Raw genomic sequence first — 12,937 nt, 5'->3', positions numbered from 1 at the left:
GCAATAGCGTTGTTATGGTGTGAACATGCTGCTGGTCGATCTACTCGCAAATTATCTTTATCTGCTGCGTTACATAGTGGTTGTGCTGATGTTGCTGCTTTTGGTGTTTGCGCTGGATGATGTCTTTATTGATTTGTACTACTGGACCAGGCATTGGGGGCGTTATTTTCGTTTTTATCGCAAAGCAAAGAAGTTCGATGAACAGGAGCTGTTCCATCTGAAAGAACAGCCCATTGCCATTATGGTGCCCGCCTGGCAAGAGGTTGGGGTAGTGGGCAAGATGGCTGAATTTGCCGCTGCAGAGCTGGACTACGAAAATTATCAGATTTTTGTCGGTACTTATCCGAACGACCCTGATACTCAGGCGGATGTGGATGCGGCTTGTGCCCGGTTTCCTCATGTGCATAAGGTGGTATGCGCAAGACCAGGCCCTACCAGCAAAGCGGATTGTCTGAACAATATTATTACCTCGATCCTGGATTTTGAGCGCCGTACTCAGGTGAAATTCGCGGGTTTTGTCTTGCATGATGCCGAAGATGTAGTGTCCGCTATGGAGCTTAGGCTGTTTAATTATTTACTGCCGAAAAAAGATTTGATCCAATTGCCGGTTTATCCATTTGTGAAAGGACCTTTTGCTTTTACCTGTGGCCATTACCTGGACGAATTTTCTGAAAGTCATGGCAAAGATGTGGTGGTGCGGGAGTCTATGGTGGGTCAGGTGCCAAGCGCTGGGGTCGGCACTTGTTTTAGTCGCCGCGCTATCATTAAGTTGTCGCAGGAAGGGGATGGTTTACCTTTTGATGTGCAGTCGTTAACAGAAGACTACGACATAGGTTTCCGGCTGAAACACTGGGGGATGGAAGAGATTTTTGTTCGCTTTCCTGTGACTGATAACTTATTAGCCCGACATGCTGAAAAAAGCCCCAGCCGCAGTAAAAGCGATGGCAATGTAGTTTGTGTACGTGAATATTTCCCTGAAACTTTTCAGACCGCCGTCAGACAAAAAAGCCGATGGATCATCGGCATTGTATTTCAGGGTTTTAAAACTCATCGCTGGACTGATAACTGGCGGTTAAATTATTTTCTCTGGCGTGATCGCAAAGGTGTGATCACCTACTTTGTCAGTTTTATCTCCACCTTAATATTTGCGCAGTTATGCCTGTTCTGGTTGTACGATCAACTGGTGGCGGATGGCTATCATTTTTTATCTATTTTTGTTGATGATCCTTTAGTTCAAACCTTGCTCGGCCTGAATTTTGTTTTTTTTATCAACCGCTTAGTTCAACGTATGGTGTTTGTCCGCCGGTATTACGGTATAGGGCAGGCATTGTTGTCTGTACCTCGCCAGCTCTGGGGCAATGTGATTAACTTTTTCGCCAATGTGCGCGCCTGGAAACAGGTGTTACAACATGGTGATCCACGTCGGGTGGCATGGGATAAAACCTCACATGAGTACCCAAGTATCAGTCAGAGCCGCGCGACCCGCTCCATAGGTTCGATATTGGTGGCGCAAGGGACCTTGTCGCAACAGGAACTGGACTTTGGTTTAGAGCAACAACAAAAAGGTGAGCGGCTGGGGCAGTCCTTATTAAGGTTGGGTATGCTGACGCCTGCACAACTGGGTAGGGCTGTGGCTGAGCAATTGGAATTGCCTTATGTTGAAACCGACCCTTTTGCTTTAGATGTAGCGCTGATCCGCAGCTTACCTGAACGTCTGGCACTGAAATATATGGTGTTGCCTGTGCAGTTACAGGATGGCGAGTTAACCCTGGTGCGGGAGAGTCAGTTATCTCCTGTGGCTTTGTCCCAAATTGAACGTCAGACAGGTTTTAAAGTGCGGTTATGTATTTGTGCTTATGGGGTTGTCAGTTTAGGTGTCCGGCATTGGTACAGGCACGAACAGGATTTAAACCCGGATCTGTATCTGCAACAGTGCTTGCAGCAGGGGCTGATCACTGACTCCGATCTGCGGACTTTGATACAAAGTTATCTGGCCAGTCAGTTATCTTTTGGTGACGCTTTAGTGCAAGCCGCCTTGTTGGAACCCGCTGTGGTGAATCAGGTGCTGATTAGTTTTGATCACCAAAGTGGTGTACGCCTTGGTGACTACCTGCTCAGTGAAGGTATAGTCACAGCAGAAAATCTGGCACAAGTGGTTCAGCTGCAACAGCAGCGGCGGAAAACTATGCAGCAGTTGGTGCAGGAATTAGCCCCTGAATGTCCGGAGCTGCTGCAGGAGGCACTGGTGTGACTCGTGCCATAGTGGTGTTGCTGTTACTTTTGACGTCGGATGTTATTGCAGAAGCGATGACGGATTATCAAAAGTTCCGCACTTACCCTTATATCGAAAAAGCTTACCGCTTGCAGCAAAAGCAGGATTTTGCCGGGGCTGTAGCCGAAATCGACAAAGCTTTAGCTTTAGTGCCGGCTCAGCCTGCATTACTGGCATTGTCGTTTCGTTATCAGATTGAAGCGAAAGATCTAGCTGCTGCCACATCGACATTGCAACAAATCCCTCAGTCTGAGCAACAAGGTTTGTATCCGCTTTTGCTTGAGTTGCAATTACAAAAACAGTCGTTACCTGACTTGTCCGAGTTAGATGCGCTCTGGCCTGTGCTGAGTGCAGAGGATCAACTGACGATTGCCAGGCTGGTCAGTTCCAGGCTAATTGCGTTAAAACAAGAGCAACAAGCCTACCAGTGGCTGGCAACCAAAAGACCACTTGCTGCTGAGGTGCTGAAATTACATGCAGCTTTGGCTGAATCCTTACGCCTGACAGATCAGGTGATCCGTGATTTATCCTCTTTAGACGCATCCCAGTTATCTGAAGAAGACAAAACCAGATTGGTGATGGCATGGCTGCAAACAGGGCAGGCCGATAAAGCCTTTGTCCTGATTGAATCAGAGCCCACATCTGAAGCCGCGTTGCTGTATTACCGTCAGTTATTGCAGCAGCAAATAGCCCGGCAGGACTGGACTGCGGCTTTGGCCAGTTTTGATTTTATAGAAACTTATCATCAGTTCACTGCGGATGAACTTAAGCAAAAGCTGCAGTGGGCTGTATCGCAGAAAAACTGGCCAGTGGTTTTTGCAGTCGCAGAACAACTGCAACTTGGTTGTTGGCAACGTATTGATTTGTACATGCAAGCCAGCGAAGAACCTCAGGCAAAAGCCTTATTTTTGCAATGCCCTGCTGATTATAACCCTGAGAGCTGGCTGGTGTATGCGGAAAAATGGCTCAGTGCTGATGAAATCAGCCAGCAGTATCTGGAAGCTGAGCATCTACAGGCCCAGCAGCGCCGCCTTATCGCGCAAAAACGACTGGCCGCAGGTCACTATCAACAGCTGCTGCAACAGTTATTGGATGACCCAAAAGAGTCTGCTCAGTACGATCTGATACTGGCAAGTGCTCAGGCCTTGCCAGCAGGACCTGTGAAAATGCAGTCCATGCAAAAGCTGCATCAGTACAAAGCCAGTGTGCCTACCCTGGATGAGTTGAGTTATCAGTATATTCTGGCAGGAGAGCCAGACAAGGCTCTGCAACTCCTGGCAAAGGCTTTGCCCTTTGACGCTGAATCTCAACAAAAGAGGCTATTGCCAGAGCGGGTATTGGAGCTATTAAAACAACAAAACCCACTAGATACAGCAGTGTTAGCCAAAACAGACAGTTGGACTGTATTGGCCGCAGAGCGTGCTGAGCTATGGCGTTTAACCGGGCGCTGCGATAAAACCCGGGCTATTTTGTCTGGTAAAGTCAGTACTGCAGCAGGCTGGCGTAGTTTAGCTTTATGTCAGGAAGAGCAAGATGCAGAGTTTGCTTTGTTGTACTGGCAAAAAGCCTATCAGTTGCAGGGACAAGACACTGATATGTTGAATATCGCCTATCTGCAGCAGAAATTAAAAGATCCGGCTGCCGCATTTTTATCTTTCACCTCCTTAGATATCTCAGTGTTATCTGATGAAGATAAGCAAAACACAGCCCAGCTTGCGCTTGAGCTGGATGAACTGGAAAAAGGTGAGCAGTACTTGTTAGTGTCTTCTGCAGATCAGACCGCCTGGTATCTGGAAGCGGCGGCGTTAAAGCGTAAACAGCAACAAAACGAAGCCGCTTTGGTTTATCTGAATAAAATTATCCGGACAAACAAAGAGCAATGGGTCAGATTGCATTTGCAAAAAGCCTGGATTTATCAGGCGATGCAAAACTTTCCGGCGGCCGGACAAGACTGGCGCGCTGCTCTTGCCAAAGCACCTGAGCAAGCTGAGTTACACGCAGGCTATGGCTATTTGTTGGTTGGCATGAAACGTAACAACGAAGCTTTGGCACATCTGCGTTATGCCGCAAAACAACCTCAATACGCGAACGATGTCGCTATTGCCGGGCAAGTGGCTTATTTATCCGCTGAAGAGCAGGACGCCGAAGACACTTTGTATTGGTTAAAGCAGTCCATTGACCGCCAGCATCAAACTGAAAAACAAAATGCGCTGAGTAAAACAGAATTGTACCGCTTAAAACGTTACCATCAGACCATAGCAAAAAACTGGCAGCTGACCGCCAGCACAGCGCTGCGTCATGGGGCCAGTCTGACTGTGCTTAGCAGTGCTGCACAGCAGGCTCCTGATCTGGATCCTGTGCGTAATGAAGCCTCAGTGCGGCTGGAACACTATACCGATACCTTAAAGCGGGACCTGAGTTTGTACCTACAAGTCTCAGCCAACGGCAGCAGTGAGCAGTACTATCATCACTTTGGTCAGGAGTTTGGGGTGGCTTATAAGCCTCTGCAGCATACCAACTTATGGTTTAGCACAGCCTTGCAGCAATACCCTTTAGGCGAGGGCGACTGGCGTGCTTTGGTGCGTGTCACAGGTGATTTTCTGAATCAGGGCAAATGGCAATCTGAATGGCAACCAGAGCAGGATCACTGGCGTGAGCGTAAGTTATTTGTCGATGCTGTCTATTGGCCTGTCGATGGTCAAATTCTGTTGCAGTCTAAGTTTGAACAAGGCAAGGTGGTCCGATACGATGACGGCCTGTTTCAGGTCGCACGGGCTTATCTGTTGAGCCAATTAGACTACCGCAAGCAAAAGTCACTGGATACCAATCTGAATGCTGAAGGCTGGCAGTGGACTGCCGGATTAGGTCTGCAAACACGTTTTGGTCTGGGTGAAACACATTATGACGCCTATCGGCATAAACTGGAGATCAACTTTGAATGGCAGTATCAAATGGCGGGCGATTTAAGCACCGATCAGCACGCTTTATCATTGCAGCTGTCTTATCAGTATTAATGGGGTGCCCGCTGCACTTATCGGCTGATCCGGTGTTTTATCAGCCTTTGCTGCGTGATCAGAAGCTAAACACAGAACAATGGCGGCAGATCTTAACCAGAGCTCAGCAACAAGGTATGACAGCATTGGTGCTGCAGTGGGGCCAGTATGGTGATGTCAGGTTTTATACTGCGGATGGACCTTCGGCGGCATTACTTCACGCCTTAGAGCAACTGCAGATCCCGCTCTGGCTGGGCCTGTATGCAGCACCGGATTACTTTCAGCAGATGGAACAGCCGCAGCCAGAAAAGCAGCAGTACTTTAAACAACAACTGGCCCTGTCGTTACAGGTCAGGCGATACTGGCTGACGGTTTTAAAACAGCAGCCTTTGGTTCTGAAGGGCTGGTATTTGCCGATGGAGCTGAACGATACAGATTTTACTCCACTGTCTTATCTTCACTGGTTAAAACAGGAGCTGCAGAGTGTAAGCCTGCTGATAGACCAACCACTGGCGATCAGCCTGTATTTTAATGGTAAGCTTGAGCCGACAAGCTGGCTGTCTGCCGCACAGCAGTTAAAAACCGACCGTATGCAAATCTGGGTGCAGGACGGCGCCGGAGCCGCTTTGGTGTCAGAGACACAACGACAACAGTTTTTAGCCATGTTGCCTTGCACTGTGCCCTTGATCCGTGAGCTGTTTCGTCAAAACTCGGCACCGGATGGGATATTTAAGGGCAGGACTTTAACAGCGTCGGAAAGACAGGCGAAGCAGGACACCTGTCATCCGTCCGTTTATTTTGAATTACGTTATATGGACGCTGCCGCAGGTCTGCTGCCCCTGACAGAGCCGGAATAAAGCCTGATAAGGTATTGAAGCGTCTAAAATAACAGCAAACGGCATCGCTTTTAAAAAAAGTGCTTGCAAGCAAAGCGGCCGCTGCATAACATAGCGCCCGTTGTGACGAGAGAGTTGCAACAGTGCAATGCGTCCTTAGCTCAGTTGGTTAGAGCATCACCTTGACATGGTGGGGGTCGGTGGTTCGAGTCCACTAGGACGCACCAAATTCTTGCACAAAAACGCCACCTAAAAGGTGGCGTTTTTGTTTATTGAGCTGTAAAAATCATTGGCTATCTAGCGGCCCCCACACTACCTGTCCGTTCTGCCGGGCTTTATTTCTCTGTACGTCACGCCTTTGTTCAGCTTAGGGGAATACCTCGCCAAACTGGCGTAACGCAGGTACTATGACGTGAGAGTTGTTAATCGCAGGTATTAACGGCAAAGCTTTACATGGAGAACTGTATGACAAAACCGCTGTGGATTATTGGCCTTGATGTCATAGTGACGGATTCTACCAGTGAGTGTTACGGTCAGGTCGGTCATATAGTTCGCATCTCTTCGCCGGGAAACACTGTACGTTTATCTGTGAATGTTGACGGTGATATATTTGGCTTCGATCAGGACGATTTGGAGCTGGCCCAGCTTTAACTGTGATTCTGCAAAAAAGCTGCACTCTGTTTGACCTTTGTCTATACAACTGCCAGCCAGAAAAACAACAGCGAGTCCTCAGGGCGTTTTTCTGGCAATGGCGTTGTGACTTGTTAGGTTAATGCAAATGCCGGTGACCTTTGCTGGTTTTACCGCCACCTTGCCCTTGTTCTGTGACAAAGTCGCGGATTGTCACTTTGTTTTTCACAAAAGGCGTTACGCCAAGTTGTTGATACAAATCAGCGGGCACCATAGCTTTGCCCTGAGTGATCACCAACGCCAGCTTACGGATATCGGCAATGTTTTGTGTCGGATCGCCGTCGACCAGCAGCAAGTCGGCGTCAAAGCCCACTTTAATCAGGCCTTTGTGGTGTTCCACTTTACTGTAACGGGCGCCGTTTAACGTCGCCACCTGCAAAGCTTCAGCAGGAGTCAGGCCAGCTTTTACCAATAACTCCAGCTCACCTTGTAAGGTAAAACCGGCCAGCTCATCTGTGCCTGCAACCAGAGGAATACCGGCTTTGTACATCATGCCAACAAACTCCACCATTTTGGCGTAGGATTTGGCATAACGCGCCGCTGTGGCTTGATCCGGTATATCCAGTTCGGCCCTGGCGTATGATCGCTGAATATCAGGCGGTAAATGGCTGACGATAGCGCGCCAGGGTTCGCCCACTGTGCCATCGGTTTTTTTCAGAAAATCAAAAGTCGCCAGCGTCGGATCTACGGTCACGTTATGATTTTTTAACAGCCGGATAAAATCCTGTACGGCTTTGCCCTGTAAGTCTAAGTCAGCCACTTGTTTGGCCGGTAAATAAAACCTGTCTAAGGTGCGGGTGTCTGTGTCGGCTTTGACTAAAAAATTCAGCATCAACTGATTAATATGCTGAATTTCGTCAAAACCTGCTTTTATGGCATCTTCAGCTTTTAAAAATGCCGGCACATGGCCACTGACCCGTAAGCCACGGCTATGGGCGTAGGCGACAGTGTCTTTGAGTATGTCTTTCGGGAAAGAGTTGTAAATTTTTAGCTGCGGATAACCATGAGCTGCATACCAGTCGATGGCATTTTTTGCTTCAGAGAGATCTTTAATGACAAAACCATTGCGGGCTGAAAAGGCACTTTCACCTTCGAGAAAACCTGTCGGCACTATGGTTGGAGCCAGCAGTTGGTCATGGTCGATTTCATCCATCATTTGCTGCAAAGTGGCGTTGTCATTGCCCATATCCCGTAATGTAGTGACGCCAGCAGCTAAATGCAGCGGGCCTTCCCAGCGCGACAAATGACCATGCATATCAAAGAGGCCCGGCAATACAATACGGTTGGCGGCGTCAATTTCATGGGCAACCGGACTCTGTAGCGTTGCAGTAGGCACTATCTGGGTGATTTTGCCGCGCAGCAGATAAATATCACTGGGCGCGCTTAGTTTCAGCGTGCTGCTGTCAAAAATACGGGCGTTACGAATCACTGTTAAACCGTTGAGCTTTTTCGGCAATAACGCCAGTTTTTGCAGTAATTGTGTTTCTGCCTTTTGCTGCAGGTCCAGCATAGCCTCGATATTGTGCTGCCAGCCTTCTTCTATCAGGCTCAAATAGCCTGGTATCAAATAAGCAAACAAGCGTGGATGTTCGCCCTGGGTGGCCCAAATAAAATTCGGCTCAAAACCTACCCCTGTGTGTACTAATAACTGCACCTGCTGTTTTTCGCCGCCGTTATCGACCAGCAGCTCACTGACTACTTGCTGAGTTAAAGTGCCGCTTGGCAGCAGGGGTAAAGAGTTTTTACCGCTTTTCGCCATGGCTGCTATCGCGATAGAAGACAGATAAGGTGAACCATCCACCGGCAGGTACAAAGCGTTTTGTGGGTAGTCGGCCTTGGTTTGTTCTTGGCCTGTGCTCCAACTGGCACTGTGGCCTTGCACCTTAAAGCTTTCGTTGATGACTGAGCCAAAAGTGGTATTGCCTTTAGCCTGATAGTCCTGAATAAATCCTTCTTTATTCAGGCTGATTTTTTCATCCAATTCAGGGCCACGGCCGTTGTCTTTAAAAATGTAGCGCACACTGATGTCGCCATCATCATTCACTTTTACAATTTGTTCGCCGGCTTTGACACCCTTGTCGACCAGAATAGTGTAAGCATACTGCTGTTGCGCAGATACGGCTGTTGCAACAGCGAGCAAGGTCAACAGACTCAATTGTTTGATTTTCATCGGAGTTCCATGATTGTGTTTTGACTGCAACAGCTTAAAACAAATGACACAGCAAGGGCAGTGCCGAAATGTAAGCAGATAAGTAACCAGGACTAGCTTTGGCGGGTCAATTTGTTTGTATTCCACTGTTTATCTGTTATTTGCCAGCTATGCTAATAACCAGACCACTTTATTCTTTATCAGAGCCAGACTATCTGTTTACCTACTGTTGCTAATTTTTAATTTTTATCGTATTTTTCATTTTTGGCGGGTGGAGCATAAACAAAGTCAAAGCTGTTGTTAAATTTCCTCGGTACAATCATAGGGAATTTATCTGGAAATAGTGAAGTAAATCTGATGTTTAATCGGTTATCTTCACTGAAGAGCTGTAGCCTTGAGCACAATGTCTGTCCGGGCGAACTAATTTAAGTGAAGAGGTGTATGTTATGACCAGTTTGATGAATTCAGTTGACCAACGCACCAATATCGTTGGGCAGAATCGCCTCGAACTTTTAATGTTTCGCCTGCATGGTTCCCAGCCTTACGGTATTAATGTGTTTAAAGTCCGTGAAGTGATCCGTTGTCCGGAGTTGAGCGAACTGCCGGGGGCGAATCCGAATGTGCGGGGCATAGCCCATTTACGTGGTGTGCCGGTCACTGTGATTGATTTAAGTCAGGCAACGGGAGGGAAACCTGTATCCGATTTAACCAACGCTTTTATACTGGTGACCGAATACAACAGAAATACTCAGGGTTTTTTGGTGGGCGGTGTCGACCGCATTGTCAACGTCAATTGGGAGCAAATTCTACCTCCGCCTCATGGTGCCGGCCGCTCTCATTATTTGACCGCAGTGACTGAAGTTGACAATAAACTGATACAAATTATTGACGTAGAGAAAGTATTTTCCGAAATTTCACCGGTTGACGAAACTGTCAGTGAATCGGTGAAAGAAAAAGCCAAAGATGCAGACTTTAAAGACTTAACTGTGCTGGTTGCCGATGACTCTGCGGTCGCCCGTAATCAGGTCAAACGAGCCTTGTCGACCATAGGCATTAATGTTGAGACAGTGAATGATGGCCGTTTGGCGCTAAATTGGCTTGAAGCCAAAGCGCAAGAACTGGGCGGGGACATCTCCGCTAAAGTGCCGCTGATCATCTCCGATATTGAGATGCCCGAAATGGATGGTTATACCTTAACCGCTGAAGTCAAAGCGAATGAGCACCTGCGCCATGTGCACATTATTCTGCATTCCTCGTTAAGTGGGGTCTTTAACGAAGCCATGGTGAAAAAAGTCGGTGCCGACCAATTTATTGCTAAATTCCATCCGGACGAGCTGGTGTCTGCAGTGCAGCAATGGATGAATAGTTAAGCGCCATCGCAGCGGCAGTTCAACCTCTGCCGCTGCGTCAGTCTGCGAAGGTCAACAGGCCTGCTGCACTTCTTCGATTTTCTGTTATGATCGCCGCACTTCAGCGTTTGGTTCCTTCGGCTGTACCTTTCGCTTGTATTGTTAACTCCATGGACTTTCAATGATTAATTACTTTCGCATTTTGGGCGTCAAAGCCAACGCCAGTGATGATGAGATTAAAAAAGCCTACAAGCGTTTATCCAATAAATACCACCCGGATAAACTGCTAAATTTAAGCGACGATGAAAAAGAGCAGGCCGCAGAGCAATTACAAAAGGTGAAAGAAGCCTATGAGGTGTTGTCTGATGCCAAAAAACGCGCGGCTTTTATTAAAGATTTTAATAATGTGATAGTACCGGACCCGACCGCAGCGATGAAAGAGCTGTGGGATAGTTATTACCCGTCCGTAAAAGGTCAAAACTGATGAGCAAAACATTCGACAAAAATCGTTTAGAAGCGTTAAAAACAGACGCTTATGAAAATATTGAATCTTATAACGATCCGGATACACCCAAAGCATTGGAAAAATTCACGGCCCAAATCAAAAGCATATTGCAGGCCGATCCGAAAATGTTGCAGTCGGTGCCTGAATACTTGCCGGTGGCTTTGTATGGACGCGTCAAGTTTAGCGCAGAATCGAATCTGAAATGGGCCGCCTGGTTGGCTAAAAACACCATGCCGGTCTGGGACGAATTTAAAACTTCTGTCGCTTTTAATAATGCCGATTTACCGCTGGTCAAAACCATTCGCGAATTTAACGAAGAGTTATTGATTGAAAGTTGTGCTGTGCTTTTTATGCTGAACAAGCATGTTGCGGCTGCGCCTGGCCCTCGTGATCAGCATGATGAGGATGACGAAGACTCAGATGAGCTGTCATTCCGTAATGAAGCTGAAGATGATTACGAAGGCCAAGATGACGACGAAGAGGGCTACGATGACCAATACGATGAAATCACTTTTAACAGGGAAGGTCGCTTATGAATAACCTGATTGAAATCGCTGTCGCTGAAATCAAAGAACTGGCTATCGTCGAGCCGAAACAAGCCAGCAAAAAGTTTGAGTTGATGGCCAATACCATGTCGGACGACCAACTGGTTGAAGTGATTGAAAATATTGATATTGTGACTTTAACTCAAATTAACAGTCAGCATGATATTTCCTTTCCGTCCATTATTTCTGAGTTGATGACACCGGAGAAAATTCGCGACATCGTCTGCCAGCAGCCTTTGTACTGGGAAGAAAAAATCAAAAACAATGCCGAAGATTTAAAGCAGCATACTTTTGATTTTTTAACCTACCTGATTCGCACTCAGGACAGCGAAACCAAACAAGCCGAAATTCTGGAAGCTATAGCGGAAGACCCGGCTGGTTTGTTTTATCTGTCCATTCCTTTTATTGAGTTGTACCGTGGCGAAGTGATGGACGATGAAGACGAAGTGCATGATTTATTGCATGAAGAAGAACAGGATTTAGAGGAAGCCATCAGCTACACCGAACGCCATCTGAACGAGGAAGTGCATGGCTTGGGTTATGACGATCCGCGCAGTTTATTGGCGCTTATTCGTCAGCTTACGCCACAGGTGGAGCAGGCGATTAAAAATCTGGTGCGCAATGAAAACTCCGGCTGGGAGCATATTATCAATAAATTTGCGACTGAGCTGGTGATGCAAGCCAAAGAGAAAAATCAGTCCACAGACGAGTACGCCGAAGTGGATGATATGTTTAGTTTTCTCGATTAAGGCAAAGGATTTGTTATGCAGTTAGTGGTACGGGATGCCAATCAGGGGCCTTTTTTAACTAAGGTGCTCAATTACGCCAGAGCAGAGCAAAAACTGTCAGAGGCCCAACTGGAGCAGGTGAAAAGTAAAGCCGTGCTGATGAGCCTGAAGTTTGCAGATAAGTTTTACAACAAATACAAAATGCATCTGTTGGAGCAAGCCGCGCATGACATTATTGGTGTGGCAAGTTTGGGTTTGGCAGAACTATCCGAGCAGGATGTAGAAAAAGCTCTGGCTTTGCTGGTCAGCCCTGAGGGCATAGTCAAACCTTTTCAGAAAGGCTGGAGCATGTTGTCGCAGGTCAGCCAACAGACACCAAACCGCAAATCCTTGTATGGTGAGGTGGAAGAGCAGTTACTGCAGGATATTGCCAGTCCCCCTGATGCGGAGGAGTGGCAAGGGCTTGCGGTGTATCAGCAGGCACTGCGTGAATCACGCCGGCGTCAGGCCATCAGTGTGGTGAAACAAACCTATTTTTACCATACCCAACTCGACCCTTTTGAACACTTTAACCTGGAAGATATGCTGGCTGAAGTGGTGTTGTATCGTCTTTGTACCAAGGGCGGCAAAGTCAAACAGGACCTAAAACAACGGTTACGCGATATCGAATTAGCCGAGGAATGGTTTGACGTTACTTTTTTAAAAGCTCATACCGAGCAGGTGCTGAGCTTATTGCCCGCAGGTTTCGCAGATGCTGTGACTGTGGAGCTGGGCGAAAATTTTTATGCTGCTTTAGTGCGTACTTTGCAGTTTGCCAAAGGTTATAAAAAGCTGCTGGACGAAAATGCATCACCGGAGCGGCGTGACGCT

Annotated in this window: 10 protein-coding genes and 1 tRNA gene; 10 read left to right on the top strand and 1 reads right to left on the bottom strand. The window is 47.4% G+C overall.

Annotation, left to right across the window (positions count from 1 at the left end; translation table 11 throughout):
• The first annotated feature begins 25 nt into the window (after positions 1–25).
• The 5 genes from SD53_RS07460 (at position 26) to SD53_RS07440 (ending at position 6,752) form a co-directional block, all read left to right on the top strand.
• Positions 26–2,251 carry a glycosyl transferase family protein gene (locus SD53_RS07460; protein WP_046519608.1) on the top strand — a complete coding sequence of 742 codons (2,226 nt, stop codon included), beginning with the start codon at positions 26–28 and terminating at the stop codon, positions 2,249–2,251.
• Complete coding sequence (locus tag SD53_RS07455) at positions 2,218–5,286, top strand: NfrA family protein (protein ID WP_046519607.1); 3,069 nt, start codon at positions 2,218–2,220, stop codon at positions 5,284–5,286. Before SD53_RS07460 ends, SD53_RS07455 begins: the two co-directional genes overlap by 34 nt.
• A complete protein-coding gene (locus SD53_RS07450; protein ID WP_046519606.1) occupies positions 5,286–6,122 on the top strand; it encodes a DUF4434 domain-containing protein in 837 nt (278 codons plus the stop codon). Before SD53_RS07455 ends, SD53_RS07450 begins: the two co-directional genes overlap by 1 nt.
• A 129-nt stretch (positions 6,123–6,251) precedes the next feature.
• Positions 6,252–6,328 (top strand) — tRNA-Val (locus SD53_RS07445).
• Positions 6,329–6,566: 238 nt separating this feature from the next.
• Positions 6,567–6,752, top strand: a complete 186-nt coding sequence (locus tag SD53_RS07440) for a hypothetical protein (protein WP_046519605.1) — start codon at positions 6,567–6,569, stop codon at positions 6,750–6,752.
• A gap of 118 nt (positions 6,753–6,870) precedes the next feature.
• On the opposite strand, the gene SD53_RS07435 is transcribed toward SD53_RS07440, so the two are convergent.
• The gene (locus tag SD53_RS07435; RefSeq protein ID WP_046519604.1) at positions 6,871–8,961 is read right to left on the bottom strand and encodes an amidohydrolase family protein; all 2,091 of its coding nucleotides are present in this window, start codon (positions 8,959–8,961) and stop codon (positions 6,871–6,873) included.
• 425 nt (positions 8,962–9,386) lie between these two features.
• On the opposite strand from SD53_RS07435, the gene SD53_RS07430 reads away from it, so the two are divergent.
• The 5 genes from SD53_RS07430 to atcC all read left to right on the top strand — a co-directional run.
• Complete coding sequence (locus SD53_RS07430; protein ID WP_046519603.1) at positions 9,387–10,310, top strand: chemotaxis protein CheV; 924 nt, start codon at positions 9,387–9,389, stop codon at positions 10,308–10,310.
• 160 nt (positions 10,311–10,470) lie between these two features.
• Positions 10,471–10,773, top strand: coding sequence for a cold adaptation protein ActJcold adaptation protein ActJ (gene atcJ / locus SD53_RS07425; RefSeq protein WP_046519602.1), 303 nt, complete (start codon positions 10,471–10,473; stop codon positions 10,771–10,773).
• Positions 10,773–11,330 carry a cold adaptation protein AtcA gene (atcA, locus tag SD53_RS07420; protein WP_046519601.1) on the top strand — a complete coding sequence of 186 codons (558 nt, stop codon included), beginning with the start codon at positions 10,773–10,775 and terminating at the stop codon, positions 11,328–11,330. The genes atcJ and atcA overlap by 1 nt, the downstream gene beginning before the upstream one ends.
• Positions 11,327–12,088, top strand: a complete 762-nt coding sequence (gene atcB / locus SD53_RS07415) for a cold adaptation protein AtcB (protein ID WP_046519600.1) — start codon at positions 11,327–11,329, stop codon at positions 12,086–12,088. The genes atcA and atcB overlap by 4 nt, the downstream gene beginning before the upstream one ends.
• 15 nt (positions 12,089–12,103) lie before the next feature.
• Positions 12,104–12,937: cold adaptation protein AtcC (atcC, locus tag SD53_RS07410; protein ID WP_046519599.1), on the top strand; the 834-nt coding region annotated here is incomplete at its 3' end.

The organism is Rheinheimera mesophila (assembly GCF_000986865.1).
Lineage (GTDB): Bacteria > Pseudomonadota > Gammaproteobacteria > Enterobacterales > Alteromonadaceae > Pararheinheimera > Pararheinheimera mesophila.
Note: the sequence above shows the minus strand (reverse complement) of the source record. Positions and strands in the feature narration are given on the sequence as shown.

Coding starts and splice junctions, on each gene's coding strand:
- SD53_RS07450 (WP_046519606.1), top strand. CDS start 5,286: ATGGGGTGCCCGCTGCACTTATCGGCTGATCCGGTGTTTTATCAGCCT.
- atcB (WP_046519600.1), top strand. CDS start 11,327: ATGAATAACCTGATTGAAATCGCTGTCGCTGAAATCAAAGAACTGGCT.
- SD53_RS07435 (WP_046519604.1), bottom strand. CDS start 8,961: ATGAAAATCAAACAATTGAGTCTGTTGACCTTGCTCGCTGTTGCAACA.
- atcJ (WP_046519602.1), top strand. CDS start 10,471: ATGATTAATTACTTTCGCATTTTGGGCGTCAAAGCCAACGCCAGTGAT.
- SD53_RS07460 (WP_046519608.1), top strand. CDS start 26: ATGCTGCTGGTCGATCTACTCGCAAATTATCTTTATCTGCTGCGTTAC.
- SD53_RS07440 (WP_046519605.1), top strand. CDS start 6,567: ATGACAAAACCGCTGTGGATTATTGGCCTTGATGTCATAGTGACGGAT.
- atcA (WP_046519601.1), top strand. CDS start 10,773: ATGAGCAAAACATTCGACAAAAATCGTTTAGAAGCGTTAAAAACAGAC.
- SD53_RS07455 (WP_046519607.1), top strand. CDS start 2,218: ATGTCCGGAGCTGCTGCAGGAGGCACTGGTGTGACTCGTGCCATAGTG.
- SD53_RS07430 (WP_046519603.1), top strand. CDS start 9,387: ATGACCAGTTTGATGAATTCAGTTGACCAACGCACCAATATCGTTGGG.